The sequence below is a fragment of the Colwellia sp. MB3u-41 genome (genome assembly GCF_014076845.1).
Lineage (GTDB): Bacteria > Pseudomonadota > Gammaproteobacteria > Enterobacterales > Alteromonadaceae > Colwellia_A.
The window spans coordinates 1-22,699 of sequence record NZ_JACGUT010000050.1 but is presented as its reverse complement, the minus strand read 5'-3'; the positions used below and the strand labels follow the sequence as shown (position 1 = coordinate 22,699).

The following is a 22,699-nucleotide window of genomic DNA, read 5'->3' as shown; positions in this document are numbered from 1 at the left end:
TTGCCACCTTTGAAAAAGGTAAAAGAGGCAATGCTTATTAGTGCTGCAATAAACCGAGTTTAGCGTAAAACACTTAGCTAAAAATGTCTTGCCCTAAAACGTATTTATTAAGAGCATATAACGCCACATTAAGCGGCAAAAAATTGTTGGCTAAAATGTTGAACGAAGTGAAAACAGCCAACTGTTTTTTGTCCGTTTGAATGCCTTGTTATGCGATTTTCACATTACCACAAACAGCACAATTTATATAAATATTAACGACATAAAATCCACAATTAAAAACCACAGCATTGCGACACACTAAACCGTGAATTTTGAGCCACTAATGAAAAGTAAATTTACCACTTACCTACTTTGGCGAAAAAACTATTTAACCACAAACTAAAATAGATTTAATTACACGTAAATAACCAAGATAAAGAAAAGACAAATACCACAATTACATTTAATCGAATTCGCAATGCCGCATAACGCCACATTAAGCGGCAAAAAATAGTTGGTTAAAATGTTGAACGGAGTGAAAACAACCAACTGTTTTTTGTCCGTTTGAATGCCTTGTTATAAGGTTTTTTCACCTAAGCCATTCTTACGCTTTTTTAAATGATACACGGTTAAACGATATATAAATAAAACAATAAAAGTACCTAAACCAAAAAACAAGGATAGAAACTCAAGCTCAGAATTTGAATAGCCGAAGTAGATACTTATTCTATAAAAAACTTCCATCACGACACAAACTAATGCTATCCCAACACCGTCCGGGCATATAAGTAATACAAATATTAATGAGTTCTTTATACGCTTAAACATATGCTAAAACTTATATAACCTTATAACAGTTTATTAGAACGAATATTTACGCCTTTTACGTAAATTCACTTTCTATGTTTTAATATTTATCTTTTTATCATATTTGTTAACTCACTGCTAGATATGATTTTTTTAAAAATTATATTTTTGTAGTGTGTAAAAAGAGGAAAAACTACTAGATTCGGCCAAAGAAAGTAAAAAACCAAGAGCTGTACAAAAAAACAGTGTAGGTTTCAATATAAATCTGTGCCAAAGCGATTAATATGGCTTCCAAAATTAATGTAATTAAAAACCTTGAGACTTTGTCTATTACAGTGCCTTAACGTTTATTTTTGACAATAAAATAAACGTACCAACATCTAAAACGAAAAATATACCATCACATCATCAAGCAGCTTACTTGAATCGTTACTCATTATGGGCAAACCGTCAATAGCATGCAGGAATACGGTAAAAATCAATGTGCCTATTAACTAATCTAATTAAGATAACCTACTCTATCTTTCAATTCCAGTTGGTATTTTATCAACTGTCAGAGCTATTTAAGCATAGATCTTTTTAATAACTTTTAAGCCGTACATCGCACGTTCCTTTTCTTCTCTCTCTTTATTTGGATCGTCTATACACTCAACAGATTCGATAATAGTGAGGTAGTCCACAGATAATTTTGTTTCTTTTGCGCCTACAATCACGTGATTTAGATACCAAGAAAATGGTTTTAATGAAGGGTCTATCCTAATTGCACAATATATTAATGCTTCGAAAACTTCTCCCTGCTCATTTTGTACAGAAACAAGTTTTTCATTGTAGCCAGCCCCTAAACTTTCAGCCTTATCTAAAATAGGTTTTTCACTTTCATCTATCTCAAAGAGAGCGCCTATCACTGCGTCTTCACTATTTTTTGTCTCAAACGAATCACATTTACCAGAGCCATCTTTGCCACTCATATTAAAACGTAACTGGTGGTATTTAAGCGTTACTTTACCAAGCTTTTCGGCACTTGGTACCCTTTGTTGAAGTCTTAAAAGTGACATATTAGAACCATAGGCAAAATACTTCATTGAAACTCCTTTGCTGTTAACTCTTCATTAATAAATTTTAATGGTTAACTATAATGTGAAAAACGGAAACTAACCAACTGTTTTTGTTATTGGTTTATCCGCTATTAGTTGTTTTTTAATAAAAATACTAGCGCTAAATAAAATAGCATGTTTATTTGATAAAAGCCTCTGATCGTTAAACAGGCGTATACATTATTTATTTATTTATTGTTATTATTTTTGGTCGATAAAGGAAACCCAAAATCCCCCCAAAAAGATTTTTATAGATGGCTTCAATTTCATCTTTACTAATATTCCCACCTTGTATAAGCATTTCAAGTCGTTCTCCTGGCTCTTTTACAATATAACCTGATGAACTAAAACCATTCGTTAAATAAAAAGACTTTCGCTTTATTCTTTGTGAGTAATTTTCTTGTTGTGCATCAATTTCTTCAATATTTAATACCACTCTGTATTGTGGATATATCTCTTTCAGTGCGTGTAATACCTTACTACCATAACCAGATGAACGTTGAAATTCTGCTATTGCAAAAAAATGAACAAAAACGGTATCCTTATATTCAGTAAGGTAGATTAGGCCAATCCAGTTATCATTTTCATAAAGAACACTAAAACCATCCTTACCTTTTCGCAGCATGAAGCGAAGGAGCCATGAGGGTAAACGCCTAACTGTCGTGAAAGCTTCTTTATAAAGTTCAATCACATTTAAATAGTTAATGTCATGTTTCGAAAGAGGGCTAAATTTTATACTCATGTGTATTACTCATAACCTATAGGCTATTTATTAGCGGTCAGTATTTCTCTTACAATAGGGTTGTCGTGCATAATAATTGTATCAATATAAGCAGTATATCAAAGGGCTTTTATTTATTATAAATAATGTACTTTAAAATAGGCCCTACTTTTATGCTCACCGTTATCTATTGTTAACGAAACGATGGCTAACACATGAGCAAAACCACAAAAAGGTAACGCGTAACCTTTACTCCATTGATTTATATAAAGATATATTTTCGTTTTACAAGGTTTTTTATCTCTACATTTTCTATGAAAGAAAAGAATTACAGACCTTTGGGCATAACTAACGCATGAGCCGTATTACTAAATAATTTTATCTTGTTAAATTTATTCGCAAATTCCCTAACTCAATGATGAAGAGTTAGGGCTAAGAGTTGACTAAATCACTTTGGCTTATTGTACGTTAATCGCTGCGCTCATTGATTGCTCAGCAACGTGTTCTAACCAGTTAAGATCAATGGTTTGGTGTGCTTCACAAATAAACCAAGGTTCACGAGAATCTGGCTCTAACATAACGCCATTATCGATTAAGTTAAGCGCAAATTGCATATAGAGATCGCTGTTGGTTTTTTTCCAATCTCGGTAGTTTTGTGGTACTTCGCTACCAAAGTGCACACCAAACATTGCATCTGGACCTGCAAAACAGTGCTCAACACCAAATTTTGTAAAAACTCGAGAAAGTAATGCTTGAATCTTTTGTCCCACATTGGCAATAGTTTCTAACGCATTGGTTTCTTTAAGCAGTGTTAAAGTGGCTTTAGCCGCGCTGAGTGCAACCATGTTTGCGGTATAGGTACCGCCATGCGTTACACCATCTTTAGCAAAAGATATAGTATCCATTACATTAGCTTGTCCACCAAATGCAGCAACAGGATAACCGTTGCCCATGGCTTTTGCATACGTGGTTAAATCAGCATAGATACCGTATAGCGCTTGTGCGCCCCCTTTAGCAACACGAAAACCAGTTTTGACTTCGTCCATGATTAACAATGAACCATTAGCATTACACACGTCACGCAATTTTTGCATATAGGCTTGCGTTGAAGCAATTGAACCACAGTTCCCCATAATCGGCTCAATCAAAATAGCCGCAATGTCTTTACCATGCTCGGCAAAAACAGCGTCAATCGCATCAACATCGTTTAATGGCACACTGACTTGATGTTCACGGGTGCTTTGTGGAATACCTCCACCAAAAGGGATTATCTCAGGAGCTTCTTCAGCGCTAGCATCCCAGTTGTCTACGTCTGACTTCCACATAACTTCATCATGTAAACCATGAAAACCACCTTCAACCACTACTATTTTATTACGTTTAGTAAATCCACGGGCTGTACGCACGGCCCCAATAACCGCTTCGGTACCTGAATTAGCAAAGCGCATTTTATCGATGTTAGGACAAAGCGATTTAACGAGCTCAACCACATCTGAATCAAGCCCTGTAGAAAAGCCTGAAATCGCTCCTACCGTAGTAATAGCGTCAATCACTGCATTATCCACACGTTCATCACGATAACCAAGAATAATGGGCCCATAGGCTAAACGAAAATCAACAAATGTTTGCTCGTCACAGTCAGTAATGGTGCAGCCTTTCATCGAACTTAAAAAGACAGTGTTTTCTTCACCCCAGTAACGGTAGCTGTCTGCCACGCCTAATGGCATATTATCGTGAGCTCTTTTGAGCATTGCGTTACTTTGAGGTTTTTGTGGTTTAGTCATCATCGCTCTTTATCTTACTGAATGTTTTTAACATTAATTAACGTAAATTTAATGGCGCTAATAATACAGGGATCGCGTGATTGCAGGAAGTACAAAAATCTTTTAATTCGTCGTTTTATCGTGGGTTTAGCACGTGTTTTTTATTATCTTCCACTTTTTTCATAAACGACAATAAAAAAAGCCTCTGTGCAAAAACACAGAGGCTTAGAAATCACTAATCGTATTCAAAACCAGGCAATCTAGATAAGACTATCTACGATGAATAACAACGTGCACTCTTTACGCTTATAAACTAAACGTATGAGATACCGATAAAACAACGCGAGTATCAGCCGAATTAATGTTCATATTAGTATCTTCAAGCGCAAGATCAAAATCAAAACCATTCCAGCTAGTCATGTACTCAACACGGTAATGGTTGTAAGCATCGTTACCGACTTCCCCCCAAAACCATTTGTTTTCGTCTGCTGACGTTGAACGATCAAAACTTACTTTAACACTATGACCTGGAGCAACCTCTACCGTATGAGCAACCATAGCGATATAATGGTTAACATCAAGACCAAAATAGTCCCAGCTATACCAAAAGTTTAATTCACTATTACCCATAGCGCTACTGTAACCAAACTTTGCATAAGCTTCAGGATAGTTATAAGTATCTGAAGCGGAGTCTCCGTGGTAAGTATAATAAGCAATACCCGCATCTAAACCAATTTTCTCATTTAACTGAAAATATTGACCCACATAAGTATCCCATTCTATGTCGGTGTCTTCACCACTACCAAAATCAACATTCGACGCCCAAGTACCCACATAAAAGCCACTATCAGCGGCATAATCCAAACTTGCTTGAAGAGCTGGGTCGTTACCTGTTTGGCTAACACCATTAAAGGTATAGTCAGAAGTTAAGTTAACGGTTGAAGATACATCAGCTACTGCAGCAGTAGACAATGTTAATAGACAACTTGTTGCTATAGCAATAATATTTTTATTCATTTATTTTTCTCATTTTATTAAGTCTTTTAATACAAAGTTGTCGATGCTATTCGACTAATTCAATTTTAGTAAAATCAATTTTATTTTCTTTTGGTGAACACTCAATCTCGCGAACCGTTGAAAACTTGCTGAACAAGATATAACCAAAACAAGTAAAGAAGAGTCCGATAACGACAGCGCCAACCCATTGGATTTGCAAGAAATCTAATTTAAATAACAGGGTCAATAAGCTAAGCGCAATTAAGTTACCCAAAAAGTACTTAACTCTTCCTAATCGAGCAACACTCAAATTCAGGTTGTCGGTATAGAGACGGATCAATGAGTCAAGTGAGTTAATAACAAAAGTTATGCCCACAAACGCCATGGCTATATTATAAAAGCCGGCAGTCTCTAGCCCATTTGCACTGTAGTAATACAGTACTGAGAACCATATGGCGATTGGAATAGAAGGGAAAATTAACATCGCTGCTAAAACTTGATAGGTTCGAAGACCACCAACAAAGCGTGAGGTAAATTGTCCAATCATAATACTCCAAGCAAACCACCAATAAAGATAAAACTCATGATAATCATTGAGCGGTAAAACAAATTCGTGAATATTACCAAAGTAACCACCAATCATTGCTATGGTATTAGCGAACTCACCGATACTAGAGGTTTCTGAAAGAAAAGCCCCCCCCCACATAAGGGCGATTAAGGCCAAAAATAACCAAGTAGTCGCTAGACTTAATATTTTTACATAACGAATATTAGTACTTGAATACACCGCAGCGGCAATCACTAAAAATACAATCAGATAGAAGCTACTAATAATAGATTCGCCATCGCCTAGCTCCGGCATATACCAGGGTAAATTGGTTAATAACAAATAGGCAGTAAAAGCACAGGTGCCTATAATAACAACGTTATTAACTATTTTAACCAGTGGAATTTCAAAAAAGCGTACCCGTGGTTCAATGACACAGAAGTAGAAACAGGTTAGAAAGTAAAATCCCCAAATAAGAAATGCCCAATAGCCAAACTCAATGGCCAACGGGTTAGTAAATCCATATTCAGGACTAACCGCTAAATCAGCATATCCAGCAAATTCTGTTAACGGGAACATGATCAAGCCAACATCAAGACCCGATGTAAACAAAATCGCAATAAAGGTAAATGTCTTAACCGGTGTTACACCGACACAGCGAATATTGCCCCACCGATATAGCACAAAGGCTATGGCGGCGAAGGTAAATAAGAGCCCAGCTGATAACCATGTAGTCATAGTAGTCTCCTAGGTAAGATTTTAGTTAATATAAACAAGTAGTACTCCTCTTTGAGTTTAAAAAAGCACTCGGTAACACCTTGTTTAGGCTTCAAATTCCAATTATCGGCACCATGAAATGTATCTTGATGGCGATAATTAACATCTAACCGAGTACTCGCGAACAACATTAGTTAATTTTTAGCTTTGGTTTTGTTAGTTTAAGCAGATCAATTTTTCACTACACTAACAGGGGCATTCGATGGCGGTAATACTTCACGACCCCGAATAATATCAGCAGCACGTTCAGCAACCATGATGGTCGGTGCATTAAGGTTACCATTAGGTATCGTTGGAAATATAGACGAGTCAACAACTCGTAATCCTTCAATACCATGTACACGGGTTTGTGGGTCTACTACGGCAAGTTCATCTGTACCCATTTTACATGAACATGAAGGATGATAAGCACTTTCAACAAATTGGCGTACAAAGGCATCAATTTCTTCATCGCTTTGTATGTCAATACCCGGTTGAATTTCTTCACCTCGATAGGTATCTAATGCCTTTTGATTAATAATGTCTCGCGTTAGACGAACACAAGCTCGAAAACCTTCACGGTCTTCCTCGTGCTCAAGATAATTAAAACGTATTTGCGGATGTGCTTTAGGATCAGCAGAAACTGCTTTAACAAATCCACGGCTTTTTGGCTTATTATGACCAACATGCACTTGAAAACCATGACCTGCAAAGGCCTCTTTGCCATCATAACGCATTGCTGCGGGTAAAAAATGATACTGTATATCAGGCCATTCCGCTGTGGGCTTAGATCGAATAAAACCACAAGATTCAAAATGATTAGTCGAACCTAATCCTTTTTTGGTTAAGATCCAACGAACGCCTATCAACAGTTTGCTCCACCAATCTAACTTGCCATTAAGCGTGATCGGTTGCTTACATTTAAATTGAAAGTAAAATTCAAGATGATCCTGTAAATTCTGGCCAACACCGGGTAAATCGTGGTTAACCTCGATCCCCGCATCTTCAAGTACCGTTTTAGGACCAATACCTGAGAGTTGAAGAATATGTGGCGATCCAATAGGACCTGCAGACAAAACAACGTCTTTGTCAGCCACAACATCAAAGACATCGCCATTACGTTCATAGCGAACACCTACGGCTTTTTTGCCTTCAAGTAAGACTTTATGCACTAAAGCATGGGTGATCACGGTTAAGTTTGCTCGTGCCATTGCCGGGCGTAAATAGGCATTAGCAGTTGAACTGCGGACACCTTTTTTTACTGTCATGTGCATTGGACCAAAGCCTTCTTGCTGAGTACCATTATAGTCTTGGGTCGCACGATAACCGGCCTCAACACCTGCATCAACAAACGCCTGATACAGTGGGTTTTTCATCTCGTTGCCGTTGTTAACGCCAAGTGGTCCATGCTTACCGCGATATTCATCACCGGCAAAGGCCCAAGTTTCAGCTTTTTTGAAATAAGGTAAACAATGTGCGTAATCCCAGTGCTGTGCACCTTCTTGTTGCCATTCATCAAAATCTCTGGCGTGACCACGAACATAGACCATGCCATTAATAGAAGATGACCCCCCTAACACTTTTCCGCGAGGACAATGCATACGACGCCCATCAAGATTAGGCTCAGGCTCTGTTTCAAATTGCCAAGCGTATTTTTTAGTATTCATTGGAATAGATAATGCGGTTGGCATTTGAATAAAAATACTTTTATCGCTGCCACCTGTTTCAAGTAACAAAACGTGGTTGTTACTGTCTTCACTTAGGCGGTTAGCTAATACGCAACCTGCAGAACCAGCACCGACAATAATGTAATCATATTTTTTGCTTTTCATATTTACACTCAACTCTACTACTTTGGTTGCCAAAACATCTGCTCTGACAACTATTTAAGAACTTAGGAAGGGGTAATTTAAGATTTATTTGTTGTTAAAAAGGGCTTTCTAATGGCTGTAAACCAACATAAACCGCTTTTATCTGGGTGTAATAATTGAGTGTCACTAGTCCATTCTCGCGACCCACGCCAGATTGCTTGTAGCCACCCACCGGCATTTGGGCAGGTGATGCGCCAAAACTGTTTATCCAACAGATTCCAGCTTCCATTTGATGTGTTACTCGATGAGCGCGAGTAATATCTTGCGTGAATACCCCTGCGGCTAGGCCAAAGTCAGTTGCGTTTGCGCGTTGGACCACTTCGTCTTCATCGTCAAATGTTAATACAGACATTACGGGGCCAAAAATTTCTTCGCGGCAAATAGTCATTTCATCTGTACAATCAGAAAATATAGTCGGGGCAATAAAATAACCGTCTGGCGCATTTTCTGGCTGAAGTGCATTACCGCCATGAAGCAATGTTGCCCCTTCGCTGACACCAATTTTGATATATTTCATGACCAAATTAAAATGCTTTAACGAAATAAGTGCACCAAAGTTAGTTTCTGGCGCCATAGGATCACCAGCAATAATATTTTGACGGGTGCGTTGAAGTAACTTTTCAATAAAGGTTGGATATACCGATTTTTGTACAAATACCCGCGTACCATTGGTACAAACTTCACCTTGAGTATAAAAGTTACCTAACATCGCCGCTGAAACAGCATTGTCGATATCTGCATCATCAAAAATAATCAGTGGTGATTTGCCGCCAAGCTCCATCGTTACATCTTTAAGTGTTGTTGCCGCTCCAGCCATTACTTTTTTACCTGTACCGACTTCACCGGTAAAAGAAACTTTTGCAATATCTATATGATGGGTTAACCACGCACCGACCTCACCTGCCCCCTGAACAACATTAAAGACACCGTCAGGAATACCTGCTTCGGTAAAGATCTCGGCTAATTTTAAAGCACCCAAAGGGGTTTCTTCTGAGGGTTTAAAAATCATTGCATTGCCACAGGCAAGTGCAGGTGCTGCTTTCCAACAGGCTATCTGCAATGGATAGTTCCAAGCACCAATACCGGCACAAATGCCTAATGGCTCACGACGAGTATAATAAAAGTCACCGTCGACTGACTGTTGGTTACCTTCAATACCTGGCGCTAGCCCTGCAAAAAACTCGATTGAATCTGCACCTGACGCCACATCAACCACTGAGGCTTCTTGCCATGGCTTACCAGTATCAAGGACTTCTATTGTTGCCAGCTCATCATTACGTTCGCGTAATAATGCGACCGCTTTAAGTAAAATGCGGCTGCGCTCTGTAGCGCTCATCGCTGACCACGTTGCAAAACCACGTTGGGCACTTGCTATTGCTTGCTGCTTAATTTTTTCATCCGCGACTTCTACTTGATAGATAACTTTTCCTGTTGCTGGGTTAATTACCTCAAATTTTTCGCCGCTGGTATTTGCCATGTAGGCACCATCGATAAAGTTTTCATAACATACTAATGACAAGTTAAATCTCCGTACTGCTTGAGCAGATCGTCTATAAATTTTTTACATAATTGCTCGGCCTGCTTGAACTCTTCTTCAGGCCTTGGGCTTAATGCACTGCGTAACCAAAAACCATCAATCATCGCTGCCGTCTGTTTAGACGCAATAATAGCTACATCATCAGCTAATAACTGACGAAACGAAAAAAGTAGGTTGCTATGTAACCTTCTGCTATTAATATTTTGTAGTCTCGCTAATCCGGGGTCGTGCATAGACTGAGCCCAAAAGCTAAGCCATGTTTTGGTTGCAGGTTTAGAGCGTTGCAGTTGAGTAAAATTAGCTTCGATGATCATGTTAAGTCGCATGACTGGCTCAAGCTTTTTACAGCAGACCCGCTCCAATAGTGCTGACTTTAATTGATCTAACAAATGTTTAACGGTTGCTTCAACCAGTTGATTTTTCCCACCAAAGTAATGACTAATAATGCCCGACGATAAACCTGCGATCTTACTAATCGTTATTATTGTGGTCTTTTGTAAACCAAATTGCGCAACAGATTCTAGCGTAGCATCAATCAATTGTTGTTTTCTTAAGGGCTTCATTCCAATTTTAGGCACTGACTTCTCTAGTTTTATTTTTAATTGAACGTTCAATTAATTATAATTCTAATGGTTTTTAATGAAAATATCAAGTGGGGAATATTTACACCAACCCAATAACACGCTTTCAAAGCAGTAAAAATAAGAAGAAGCCGCTATTTAAAGCACTCAATAAATTTGCACTCAAAAATAAAAGCTTAGTACACGAACTATATTTATATCATTTAGTCTTTCAAAAGATGAGATAACATAGTGAAGATTGCGAACGCATTATGAACAGGATTAGTAAAGGGTAATGTGCATCGCTAGCCCATACAAAGTCTATCAATGAGGGATAACCTAGAAAACTAGATCTATCTCTTGTTATTAATTATTTTAATAAGTGGCTAATGAAGGATTGAGCTGGGTAGGTAAAGACTTTATCGACTACAACCACTCATTGAATCATGTTTTATTGGTGAATAGTTTCGTTTACCCTACCCTAGATAGAAAGGTTACACTTCAGACGGTAACAGATAATATAAATCGCTGAAGTGTAAACACTCTTGAGTAACGTCGTCGTGTGATCACATAGAATTGACGGTGTTTACTTATCTTGTAAAAAAGCTAAACATTGCGCATTGTTACCACGAAAAATGACTCTTTCAGCTTTTAATCCTAACTGGTATTGATACATAGGATCATAATATTCGCTGAGTAACGGTTTTAACCAATCTAGATGATAGTGTTGTGAGCCCTTTTCCTGCTGAGATAAAGCTTTAGTCTGTAATGCTTTTAATTGACTATAGCGCTCTGTGCCCAAACGTTTACGAACTTTGAATAACCCTTGCTCTAAATACTCACCAAAAGCGATAAAACCTTGTTCAACGCCATAACTGGCTTGATATTGGTCAGTCATTTTTAGGATATATTCTTGATATATTTGCTCAAGCCGATACTCTAAGCTTTCTTCAATAACAACGATTGGCGCTAATGTCATCGCTTGTCTGAGACTTTCAGGTAAGTGCACACTGCCAATTAACCTGCCTTCATCTTCTAATATCAATCTTTCATCTAAAGAAAAGTCACCGTTGATATAGAGTTCAGCTAATTTATTTTCAAAATTTATTTGACCTGATTGTGGTGTAACAAAACCGCCAAAGCTTGAGCCTCGATGCCCTGCCGCACCTTCTAAATCTAAACTGTTAGCACAGTGGGCCAGAAAAGGGGTTTTTCCACTGCCAGTGTTACCCGCTAATATGGTTAAAGGATGTAAAGCAAGCTGTTCTAGTTCGTTCAATAAAAACTGACGAAGTGCTTTATAACCGCCGACAAGGAGTGGGTAGTTAATGCCTGATTCTTTTAACCAGCGCTGCACTGTTTGTGAACGTAAACCACCACGAAAACAATACAAATAACCTTGTGGATTTTCTTGCACAAAACGTTGCCATTGCGCTAAACGACTCGCTTTGCTTTGCCCACAAACGAGTGCATTTCCTAACGTTATCGCAGCCGCTTGGCCCTTTTTTTTATAACAAAGCCCTACATCTGCTCGTTCATCATTGTTCATTAACGGATAGTTGGTTGATTGACTAAAACTGCCCTTTTCAAATTCAATCGGCGCGCGTACATCCATTAAAGGAATTTTATTGCGGATTATAGCGCGAAAGTCGCTGCTGTCAGCCCGCTCTGCCATTAAGGTTTTTGTCGCCATTACAACAAACTTACCGTCGGAAAGGTTGCGGCAACAAGTTCACCGATCGGTTGTAAATTAAGGCCATTATCTTGACATAACGTTTCAAAAGCTTGCTTACCCGCTGGCTGAACAGCCACCAATAAACCGCCACTGGTTTGAGGATCACACAACAGTGTTTTTTGTTTATCACTAAGCGGCCCAATGTGCTCACCGTAACTGGTATAATTTCGGTCACAGCCACCAGGTATGCAACCTTGGTCGATGTAATCATTAACAAAATCAATACATGGTACTTGTTCAAAATCGATAACCGCGGCAACATCACTGCCCTGACACATTTCAAGAAGGTGGCCTACTAGTGCAAAACCAGTAACATCTGTCATAGCGGTAACCGTATCAAGGGTGGCAAATTGTTGCCCAATCGCGTTTAAGCTTTTCATTTCATCTGGCGCAAGATGCGCATGTTCAGATAATAGCTTTCCTTGCTTTTCAGCGGTAGTCATAATGCCAATACCTAACGGCTTAGTTAAATATAAAAGATCGCCAACCCCTGCGGTATTATTACGCTTAATATGCGCATTATTGATCAGGCCTGTTACCGCTAAACCAAAAATAGGCTCTGGTGCGTCGATAGAATGCCCTCCTGCTAACGGAATACCTGCTTCGGCACAAACAGCCCTAGCACCATCAAGTACTTGTTGGGCAATTTCAGGGGCTAAAATATTTACCGGCCAGCCTAAAATAGCTATCGCCATAATAGGTTTACCGCCCATAGCATAAATATCACTAATGGCGTTACAAGCCGCAATTTTGCCAAAGTCAGTAGGGTCATCAACAATCGGCATAAAAAAATCGGTTGTTGATATTACCGCTTGGTCATTACCAATATCAAACACAGCAGCATCATCTTTGGTGCTATTGCCAACTAAAAGTGCCTTGTGATCGGGTAATACCAATGAAGATTTAAGCATTACATCTAGTACTGACGGGGATATTTTACAGCCACAGCCTGCGCCATGTGAGTATTGAGTTAAGCGAATTGGGGTCATAGTTGTTCGTATAAAGTGAGAGCAATAGCCTAATTTACAGTAATATCTTGGCTGTTACACCCTTCGATTAAGATATAACTGCTGAAGTGGGCAAAAACCATGAAATAAGGCACTTACTTATCTTAAAACCAATCTTTAATTGGAGATGTTACGTTGATAAAGGAGTTGACTAACAAGGAAGGATTAATAAATCAAAAACCTGATTTGTTAAACTATAATAAGTTCAGCAAATCAGGATACGATTCAAACGCGATGCTATTTTCTGGCAACAATATGCACAGCACTTGTTGAACGTTCTAAAAATGCGCCTTCACAATAAGCAAAATAGTATAACCACAAATGCTTGAAGGTCTCATCATAGCCAAACTGAGTAAGGCTAGACCAAGACGCTAAAAAGTTTTCACGCCAGTGAGCTAACGTCTGCGCATAATCGAGACCAATATCGTCAAGCTGCTCGACAACAAGGTTACTGTGTTTGGTTATATGGTCTGAAAGTACATTAACCGAAGGTAAAAAACCACCAGGGAAAATATAACGCTGAATAAAATCTACATTGTTTCTATAATAATCAAAACGTTGATCAGCAATTGTGATTGACTGTATGAGGAGCTTGCCACCCTCTTTTAATAAATCATTGCACTGTTTAAAGAAGCTAGGTAAAAATTCATAACCCACAGCTTCAATCATTTCTATTGAAACAACTTTATCAAATGATCCTTTTAAATCTCTATAGTCTTGTTTTAATAGTGTTATTTTATCAACTAGACCTAATTCGATTATACGATCTTGTGCGTATTGAAATTGCGCATCAGAAATAGTCGTTGTGGTGACCTTACAACCATAATTTTGTGCTGCATAGATCGCTAAACCACCCCAACCTGTGCCAATTTCTAACAAATGGTCACTTTCTTTGAGTGATAATCGCTGACAAATAGTCTCTAATTTATGTAACTGTGCTTCATTTAAAGATGCGCCCTCATTAGGATAAATAGCGGAGGAGTACATCATTTCAGGGTCAAGAAAACGTGTATAAAGTTCATTTCCTAGATCGTAATGCGCCAGTATATTTTTCTTAGAACCTAATTGAGTATTTCTATTTTGCCAGTGCGTAAAAGTATTTTTTACTTTGTTCATCAACGATTTTTTTGATTCAAGGGTGTCAGTTTCTTGTTGTGCTTTGGCAAATATTCTAATCACGTTAGTCAGATTAGGGCTACTCCATTTGCCTTCAATGTAAGCTTCGGATACGCCAATACTGCCACCTTTAACAAAGTCACGATAAACACTAATATCATGGATCTGTATTTTTCCTTTGATTGATGGCCCCTCTGGTGCGTCAGGGAAAAAAATATGTTCTGACCCTTCAACAACTTCTAGTTCGCCATAAGATAATTTTGAAAATACAGAATGAACCAAGTCACGACAACGCTTATCTAACCAGGTTGCTGACTTTATGGTTCTAACAGCTTCTATTTGTTCCATTTGATACTCCTAAATCTTATTTTTATAATCTGTATATTATTGTGGTTTTTGATAGCCAATAAAAGGGATCTTTTTCGCAAATAACCTGAATGCTTGCCAATAGATGCCTAAAACTATTTTTACTGTCATCATCGGGAGTTGACACCACAAAGCCAGTAAGCTCTTCTTTGTAAAGGGTTTTTTATTCATCACCAGACTCGCATCAAACAATTTATTTACTTCACCGGTCTCTTCATCAACTGTTTTATTCTCTATTTTGACCAGTAACGAATTATGAATAGGTGAAGGCGGCTTTACATGCCAAAAATAGGTCATCGCCATATCCATAAAAGGTGATACCTGAAATGCTTTTTTACTGGTGTTATCTTTCTTTTTATTAAGTAAATCAACTAAATAATAGTGTCTTTCATTCCAAGGTGTATTGCTAACTTCGGCGAGCATCTGGGTGCATATGTTATCTTTGTCATAACAAAAATAAAAATTAGCCGGACTAAAATAAAGGCCAAAACACCTGACTTGTACCAACATCACAATTCTTGTTACATCACTATAGCCAGACAATCCAACTAATTTTTGTTTTATACGCTCGGTAAGAGAGAACGGTTCACCCTTGACGTAATCTTTTTCAACAAAACGTAATGGGTGAAACCATGAAAAACCAAAAACCCCGACATTCTTTTGAATATCTTCAATGTCATCAAGATCAATCGCGAGCATATATAAAGTGTAATCAAAACTGTGCGCTTTAGGGCTAAAGCGACGATGAATAATATTACCTTGGTAAATATAGCTATTGCTAAATAACGGGGACATTTTTAGCCTTTGGGTTGAGGTTCTATAAAACAATCAAATTTATTTGCTACCTCAACTGCACTTCTTACGCCGTCTTCATGAAAGCCATTGTGCCAATAAGCACCCGCAAAATGCGTGTGATTTTTCCCACAAATAAGTGCTCTATTTTTTTGCGCTTTGATTGAGTCTGCTGAAAAAATAGGATGATGATAGGTAAACTCAGCTAAAATTTCTTTAGGGTCTATGTCTGCTTTTTGGTTTAATGTGACACAAAAAGTATGATCACTTTTTATTCCCTGTAAAATATTCATATTATAAGTAACGCTTGCCGCTTTAGAGCGGTCTTGACTAAGCTGGTAATTCCAACTTGCCCACGCTTTTTCACGATGAGGTAACAGTGTCTTATCCGTATGTAAAATAACGGAGTTTGCACTATAAGGCATAGCAGAAAGTATCGCGTTTTCATCATCAGTTGCGTCATTCAATAATGCAAGGGCTTCATCTGAATGACAAGCTAAAACCACTTCATCAAATGTTTCGCTAGGCTGTTCATTGAAGTGCAAATGTACTTTATCGTTACTGCGAGTTATACCTGAAATATTAGCGTTTACTCTTATATTATTTTTAAAGGGCTCACACAAGGGAGTTAAATAACAGCGAGAACCCTTTGGAATAACATACCATTGTGGTCTGTCTGCAATGTTGAGTAAGCCATGATTATGAAAGAATTGTACAAAAAATTTAAACCCAACCTCTTCCATCTGTGCTAAAGAACTCGACCAAATAGCAGCGGCCATTGGCAAAATATAATGTTCAGCGAAAAAAGCACTAAAATTATTTTCTGTTAAAAACTGCCCTAATGTAAGACCCTCACGATAATCATTGAGTTGATAGACGTTTTTGCAGAGTTTATTGAACCGTAAAATCTCTTTAACTAAAAACCAAAATCTTGGGTTAAATATATTTCTTCTTTGCGCAAACAAAGTATCTAAATTGTGTCCGTTATATTCTAGGCCTGTTTGACAATTATGTACCGAAAAACTCATTTCTGTCGCTTGTTTTCCAATACCAATTTCTGATAATAAAGCTAAATAATTTGGATATGTTTTGTTGTTAAAAACAATAAAACCGGTATCGATTGCAAATTTTTCTCCGTCTTTTTCTATATCTACCGTTGCAGTGTGGCCACCAATTTTTTCATTCTTTTCGAAGACGGTAACGTTATGTTTTTTTGATAATAAATAAGCAGAAGTTAAACCTGAAATACCCGAGCCAATAATAGCAATATGTTTCATGCTGTTATTTCCTTAAAATAATGGATTGCCATAGGGATGCGGGCAATATAGAGAATAATTTTAAAATAAACGTTAACCTTTTTGGAAAATGTAAATATTTAGATCGTCGATTAACCCCTTGAAAAATACGATTAGCAGCCTCGTCACTCGTGAGTAAGAATGGCATTTCAAAGTCATTTTTTTCAGTTAAAGGTGTTTTAATAAATCCTGGGTGCACCAATGTTACGCCAATATTTTCACTGACAAGGTCAAGTCGTAAACTTTTTGCGAGATAATCCATACCAGCCTTTGAAGCACCATAAGCTTCACTTCTTGGAAAAGGTACAATGGTTGCACTAGAGCTTACAAACACAACCTGACCACCTTTATTGACGAGTGGAAGGAAACATTGTAACAGTGCGCCTAATGATGAAAGGTTTGTGGTGATGATGTCACTAAAGAGTTTGCCATCAAAATGTTTAGCATCATCAATATAACGACAATCTCCTGCATTTAACAACAGAATATCAATATCTTTAATATCAACAGAAACAGACTCTATTTGAGCCGGTTTTGTCATATCAAAGACCAAACGTTTCATGGCTTTACTACAAAGTTTATCTAATTTACTTTCGTCACGGCCACAAGCTATAACATGATCACCTTGTGCAACATATTTTTCATATAATGCGAGGCCAATACCTGAAGTAGCCCCTGTAATTAGAACAGTACGAGAAACCATTAGTTTGCTGCCTTATTTTTAATCAATTTTATTAGCTTACCTAAAACAGGTAGTTGTTCATAAAGCATTGAGCCAAGATCTAAGTAATCACGATGATAAATGACCTTATCTTCATGCCCTTTTATGTAAGAGCTCCCCGTAACGTTAATGACATTACCTTTATTCAATTTAGGGTGCTGATAAGACATTGTCCAATAAATAGCGGCTTGATCTTCTTGGGCAATAACATTGGAAATGACAAACTCACATGAGATTAAGTTCTCATATAGGTCTTGAAAATATTGAAATAAATTATCAAAACCTTTTAACTCATGTATGGGATCAATAAAGGTAACTTCATTATGGTAGATCGTTTCTAAAAGCTCTAAGTTATTAGTAGAAAGTGTTTGATAAATTTTAACAAAATTGCTTAGCCACAATGGCATAGGGGTTAAGTTTTCTTGGGTAACATCGTATTTCATTTCTCTTACCATAATGGCAATAACTCATCATCAGAGGTGATAAATAGTTAAAATTATAAGTAAATCAGTTGATTAAACCTTATAAAAAGCGAGAGCTTTCAATCTTGCTTCTTTATGGTCTACAACTGGTGGCCAGTAAATATTTAGCTTATTTTTTTCAATAAGCGTATGTGGAAAGTGTATGTTTTTATCAGGAACACTTGCCAACTCTGGTAAATACTTACGAATGAAATGACCCTTTGGATCAAAGCGCTCACTTTGCCTTATTGGGTTAAAAATTCTGAAATATGGCTGTGCATCACAACCAGTACTTGCTGCCCATTGCCAACCACCATTATTAGAGGCTAAATCGCCATCAATAAGCCGACTCATAAAGTATTTTTCACCAAGGCGCCAATCAATTAACAAATGTTTAGTCAAGAAGCTAGCAACAACCATACGCAGTCTGTTATGCATCCACCCTGTTTGGTTGAGTTGTCTCATTGCCGCATCGACAAGCGGATATCCAGTTTTACCCTGGCACCAAGCGTCAAATAATGCATCATTGTAATGCCAAGCAACCGCTTGATACTTTTCATTAAAGCATTGGTGCTTGCAAAGCCTTTGTTCATGAAACATTAAGTTTCTGTAGAATTCACGCCATATAATTTCATTGAGCCATGAAAATTCTTCACTGTCTGAGGCGATTAATATATCAGGGTAAGCATTAATTAGACTCATTAAAACATATCTAGGGCTAATAACGCCTGCCGCTAAATAAGGTGATAAACCCGATGTGCCTTTTATCGAAGGTATGTCCCTTTGGTCATGGTAATCAGATATTTTTTCAGCGAAAAATAAGGGAAGCACATGTTTTTCAACCTCATGAACTAATGGCCAATGAGCAGAAATACTGTCTGGCGATTGAACGGTTGGAGACAAAGATGCTTGAGAAGTAGATTGAAGTTTGCCTAAATAATCAAAGCCATGTTGCTTAACATACGTTAACCAAGCACGTTTAAATGGTGTAAAAACCTTGTACATTTGGTGAGATAAATTGATCACTTTTCCTTTGGGAACAATAACATCAGCTTCAAATAATGTCAGTTTAATACCTAAGTTAACAATTGCGTTATCACGTTGTTGCTCGTTGAATTCAACTTCACTGTTGGCTACAATTTCTTGGAAGCCTTCTTGCTCGCAAAGCGCACGTAGATAAGCAATTTGATCACCGAAGGAATCAACATTAACTAAGTCTAGTTTAATATTAAATGGGGCAAGTTCTTCAACTAGTGCTGCAGCATGTCTTTTGATAAAATCAATTTTGATGGTGGACCAATCATGTAGCAGCCATTGCGGTTCTGAGATGAAAAAGACCGCTTTAAGGGGGGTATTACAAGTATTGTTCTTTAAAAAATATTGTAATGCTGGATTATCATGACTTCTAAGATCGTTGCGAAACCAAAGTAACAAAGTGTATTCCTTTATGATTTACTAATAGGTATTAATATGAATATCGTAATCTTAACTCATCAGGATAAGGGGACAAGTAAGACTGGTTGCTTAAATAGTCTTTAGGGAATTGTAATAGATAATGTTTAATCAAGGTTAAAGGGACAACGAGGGGAACGAGTCCGACACGATAGGCATCTATTTGGTTACAGAGTTCTTGTCGTTGATTAGCTTTTAAATGCTCAGAAAAATAACCTTGCATATGTGCAAGAGTATTTGCATGTTTCTTACGTGTCGCTTTTATTTTTAGTGCCGTCATCAAGCCTAAGATATATTGTTCAGACATTTCTTGAAGTGGCATATCAGCTCTTGCTAACAATCGCCCTAAATCTTTATAGGCAATTAAATCATGACTCATTACTGTGTATTTATATTGGCTATGAAAAGTAGTGAGCTTGTGCTTAGTTAAGCCCGTAGCAACAAGATTTTTCCAATGCTTGTAAGCAAAGACTCGCGCAACAAAGTTCTCTCGAAGCACCATATCATTTAATCGGCCATTCTCTTCACAAGGCAACAGTGGGTTTTCTTCCATGATAACTTTGGCAAATGCACCTATACCATTAGAGGGTAACGCGTGACCTTCTGGGTTGTAGACTTTTACTCTTTCCATGCCGCAACTTGGGCTTTTTGCACAAAAAATATAACCACTTAAATCTTTAGTCGCACTAGCGACTTTAAGCGCATAGAGTTTCAGCGCTTCGGTGACATCGCCACTGCCATCTGGACGAGATACGTGAATAACATCATCTTTTTTTATTTGACGGATAGTAGGCCTAGGGATGGGCAGTCCTATCGCAACTTCTGGACAAAAAGCTTTGTACGTTACATGGTTACTAAACTCTTTAATACAAAATGCTGAAGGTTTGTTACTTGCATCGAAACGGACTTTTTCACCAATCAAGCAAGCACTAATGCCTATAAGTAAATCTTCTTTGTCAACAGAATGAATCATATATTTCCCTAAAATCTTACAGCATGCGCTTAGTTAATAGATAAATGAACCTATCGGATTAAGCAATTTGTTAATGCCCTGCGTAAAGTGCATTGAGTCGTTTGCGACAGTATAACAAAGACAACCGCTGCTTGAAATTGGATTATGCAGATGTTGACCATCTAACATAATAAAGTCACCTTTGACATATTCGCCTTCTTCATCGTGAAAAGAGCCTTCCAATAAAAGCGTTAACTCAAAACCTTTATGAGTATGCTGAGGAACAGAGCCATCAGGTTCCATATGTAGTAGATTGGTATGAATTTCATTTTCATCAAGTTGAATGCGTCTTCTTGCCAACTTTCCTATATGAGCAGTTTTCCCTAACAGCATACTATTAAGTGCGGTTGGTAATTGATAAGACTTATCTTTAAAATTTACTGATTTAATTTTAACCGCTTGCATAACATCAATATGATCAGTTTCGGTTATCGCACTGATCATGTCTTCAAAGTCTATTGCTGGCAACTCTTGAGTAGCTGAATTATGATCAAGCACAGCAGTGTTTGCATATGATTCATCAAAATTAAGGTCAGCGACTTGATCCGTTAATAATGAGATTTTTTGCTGACAAACTGGGCACATACTAGCATGTATCGATATGCCAGCTGATAATGATGCGGGTAAGTCGCCATTAACAAAAGACTGTATTAACTCAAATTTAGGGTGATGTTTAATCATGATTTTCTCCTAACTGCACTTTGAGTTTGGCTAAAGCTAAACGCAAACGAGATTTTATAGTACCTAAGGGTAGATTTAGATGGTTTGCAAGTTGCTCTTGCGACATTTCCATAAAATAGAAACCTTTAACAACTTGTTGCTGGGCTTCAGGTAACTGTTCAATTACGGATAAAAGCTCTTTATTTTCGAGATGGTCGTCAAATGATTCATCTTCACTTACTTGGCTTTCCGCAAGGGGCCAAATGTCGTCACTGAGGTTATCTTCTTTATTACCTTTGATTTTACGTAGCATATCAAAGGTAACGTTACGCATTACTGTATAGACCCAAGTAGTAGCGGCCCCTTTGTCTTTGTCAAAGAGATGTGCCTTTCGCCAAACATTACTCATCGTTTCTTGAACTACTTCACTAGCTTGCGCTTCATTAGGAAACTTATTACGAGCAATTCGCTGAATTTTTGGCGCGAAGAATTGAAACAAGTCGGTGAATGCTTTTTTATCTCTCGCGCTTGCAACGTCGTTAAGCCACTGACAAAGCTGAGGATGATTTATTTTATCTGTCATGTTACTAGATTTAACATTTGTCACTGAGCTTAGCAAGTTAGTTTGTATCACTTCCATCACCGATTTTTATTGTGTATGAAGCTTTATACGCATAAAATTTGAGAAAGATCACTTGTGGGATAAATTTACTTATTGATTAATAACAGATTGGACCAACTCTTTTGCTGTCTGAAAATTACTTTCAACGATAAATGTCGTTTTAACATCAATATTAATAGGTAAAAGTTCTAACCACCGAGCTATCACCCAACCTGGGCTATCAATAGCTTTGTGAGGATATAATTGATTTAAACTGGGATTGGCATCGAAAACATCTGCTAATGACGTTGAAAGTTCAACAATGTTGATATCTATCTCAGTTTGTGACCAATGATTTATTTCCTTAATATTACCAAAGTATAATTTATCCCTGTCTATATCAATATCACTGAGTTTCACCAAAGATTTACATTTAACATCAACCTCTAATATACCATCTTGACCTTGATCAAAGTTAATAATTTCAACCCAACTCCCCCATAAAGAATTGTATATTGAATTATTCGCATTCTTTGACCAGATAACGAAACCATCACCTTGAGAGGCTATGCTTATCATTTTTAAGTAACGAGGTTCAAATATTCTCAGCTTTGTTACACCTTCAGGTAAAAGGAATATGGGTAAAGGGAAAATCGGTAAGCTTATATTGTTATTTTTCATATGTTCATTACCTCTATAATAATATTAATCTATACGTAAATTGATAAACGAACGATCACAACAATATAAAAAAAACCCCCCTAGGTGGGGGGCATGCAAATAGACCATGCATTAAAGGTAAACGTTTAATCTTTAATCTTTAATCTTTAATCTTTAATCTTTAATC

General features: G+C 37.5%; 21 protein-coding genes. All 21 read right to left on the bottom strand.

The features are described 5' to 3' along the window. Positions 1-558 precede the first annotated feature (558 nt). Entirely contained in the window at positions 559-810 is a 252-nt protein-coding gene (locus tag H4J73_RS05035) for a hypothetical protein (RefSeq protein WP_182223134.1), read from the bottom strand. Positions 811-1,352: 542 nt separating this feature from the next. After that, on the bottom strand, positions 1,353-1,871 hold the full coding sequence (locus H4J73_RS05030) for a gamma-glutamylcyclotransferase family protein (protein ID WP_182180916.1): 519 nt from the start codon (positions 1,869-1,871) through the stop codon (positions 1,353-1,355). A gap of 196 nt (positions 1,872-2,067) precedes the next feature. Next, positions 2,068-2,625, bottom strand: coding sequence for a GNAT family N-acetyltransferase (locus H4J73_RS05025; RefSeq protein ID WP_182180917.1), 558 nt, complete (start codon positions 2,623-2,625; stop codon positions 2,068-2,070). A gap of 437 nt (positions 2,626-3,062) precedes the next feature. Next, a complete protein-coding gene (locus H4J73_RS05020; RefSeq protein ID WP_182180918.1) occupies positions 3,063-4,388 on the bottom strand; it encodes an aspartate aminotransferase family protein in 1,326 nt (441 codons plus the stop codon). Between the two features lie 285 nt (positions 4,389-4,673). Beyond that, positions 4,674-5,384 carry a TorF family putative porin gene (locus tag H4J73_RS05015; protein WP_182180919.1) on the bottom strand — a complete coding sequence of 237 codons (711 nt, stop codon included), beginning with the start codon at positions 5,382-5,384 and terminating at the stop codon, positions 4,674-4,676. Positions 5,385-5,430: 46 nt separating this feature from the next. Further along, positions 5,431-6,648: a BCCT family transporter gene (locus tag H4J73_RS05010; protein ID WP_182180920.1), complete on the bottom strand. Its 1,218-nt coding sequence runs from the start codon at positions 6,646-6,648 to the stop codon at positions 5,431-5,433. A 209-nt stretch (positions 6,649-6,857) separates the two neighbouring features. Next, entirely contained in the window at positions 6,858-8,498 is a 1,641-nt protein-coding gene (betA, locus tag H4J73_RS05005) for a choline dehydrogenase (protein WP_182180921.1), read from the bottom strand. A gap of 94 nt (positions 8,499-8,592) precedes the next feature. Further along, the gene (gene betB / locus H4J73_RS05000) at positions 8,593-10,056 is read right to left on the bottom strand and encodes a betaine-aldehyde dehydrogenase (protein WP_182180922.1); all 1,464 of its coding nucleotides are present in this window, start codon (positions 10,054-10,056) and stop codon (positions 8,593-8,595) included. Next, positions 10,047-10,652, bottom strand: a complete 606-nt coding sequence (gene betI / locus H4J73_RS04995; protein WP_182181149.1) for a transcriptional regulator BetI — start codon at positions 10,650-10,652, stop codon at positions 10,047-10,049. The genes betB and betI overlap by 10 nt, the downstream gene beginning before the upstream one ends. A gap of 568 nt (positions 10,653-11,220) precedes the next feature. After that, positions 11,221-12,327 (bottom strand): tRNA 2-selenouridine(34) synthase MnmH, encoded by a 1,107-nt coding sequence (gene mnmH, locus H4J73_RS04990; RefSeq protein WP_182180923.1) that lies wholly within the window; start codon positions 12,325-12,327, stop codon positions 11,221-11,223. Further along, positions 12,327-13,358, bottom strand: coding sequence for a selenide, water dikinase SelD (gene selD, locus H4J73_RS04985; protein ID WP_182180924.1), 1,032 nt, complete (start codon positions 13,356-13,358; stop codon positions 12,327-12,329). Before selD ends, mnmH begins: the two co-directional genes overlap by 1 nt. A gap of 255 nt (positions 13,359-13,613) precedes the next feature. Beyond that, positions 13,614-14,840, bottom strand: coding sequence for a cyclopropane-fatty-acyl-phospholipid synthase family protein (locus H4J73_RS04980; protein WP_182223133.1), 1,227 nt, complete (start codon positions 14,838-14,840; stop codon positions 13,614-13,616). Between the two features lie 36 nt (positions 14,841-14,876). Beyond that, positions 14,877-15,653: a DUF1365 domain-containing protein gene (locus H4J73_RS04975; RefSeq protein WP_182223132.1), complete on the bottom strand. Its 777-nt coding sequence runs from the start codon at positions 15,651-15,653 to the stop codon at positions 14,877-14,879. A 2-nt stretch (positions 15,654-15,655) separates the two neighbouring features. Continuing rightward, entirely contained in the window at positions 15,656-16,927 is a 1,272-nt protein-coding gene (locus H4J73_RS04970; protein WP_182180927.1) for an NAD(P)/FAD-dependent oxidoreductase, read from the bottom strand. A gap of 4 nt (positions 16,928-16,931) precedes the next feature. Beyond that, the gene (locus tag H4J73_RS04965; protein WP_182223131.1) at positions 16,932-17,648 is read right to left on the bottom strand and encodes an SDR family NAD(P)-dependent oxidoreductase; all 717 of its coding nucleotides are present in this window, start codon (positions 17,646-17,648) and stop codon (positions 16,932-16,934) included. Beyond that, positions 17,648-18,109, bottom strand: a complete 462-nt coding sequence (locus H4J73_RS04960) for a nuclear transport factor 2 family protein (RefSeq protein ID WP_182223130.1) — start codon at positions 18,107-18,109, stop codon at positions 17,648-17,650. Before H4J73_RS04960 ends, H4J73_RS04965 begins: the two co-directional genes overlap by 1 nt. Before the next feature lie 72 nt (positions 18,110-18,181). Continuing rightward, positions 18,182-19,561 carry a deoxyribodipyrimidine photo-lyase gene (gene phrB, locus H4J73_RS04955; RefSeq protein WP_182223129.1) on the bottom strand — a complete coding sequence of 460 codons (1,380 nt, stop codon included), beginning with the start codon at positions 19,559-19,561 and terminating at the stop codon, positions 18,182-18,184. 31 nt (positions 19,562-19,592) lie between these two features. After that, positions 19,593-20,552 (bottom strand): DUF523 and DUF1722 domain-containing protein, encoded by a 960-nt coding sequence (locus tag H4J73_RS04950; protein WP_182180931.1) that lies wholly within the window; start codon positions 20,550-20,552, stop codon positions 19,593-19,595. 33 nt (positions 20,553-20,585) lie between these two features. After that, the gene (locus H4J73_RS04945; protein WP_182223128.1) at positions 20,586-21,272 is read right to left on the bottom strand and encodes a ChrR family anti-sigma-E factor; all 687 of its coding nucleotides are present in this window, start codon (positions 21,270-21,272) and stop codon (positions 20,586-20,588) included. After that, on the bottom strand, positions 21,265-21,834 hold the full coding sequence (locus H4J73_RS04940) for a sigma-70 family RNA polymerase sigma factor (RefSeq protein ID WP_259366683.1): 570 nt from the start codon (positions 21,832-21,834) through the stop codon (positions 21,265-21,267). Before H4J73_RS04940 ends, H4J73_RS04945 begins: the two co-directional genes overlap by 8 nt. Positions 21,835-21,963: 129 nt before the next feature. Beyond that, positions 21,964-22,533, bottom strand: coding sequence for an LON peptidase substrate-binding domain-containing protein (locus H4J73_RS04935; protein WP_182180933.1), 570 nt, complete (start codon positions 22,531-22,533; stop codon positions 21,964-21,966). Positions 22,534-22,699: the final 166 nt, after the last annotated feature.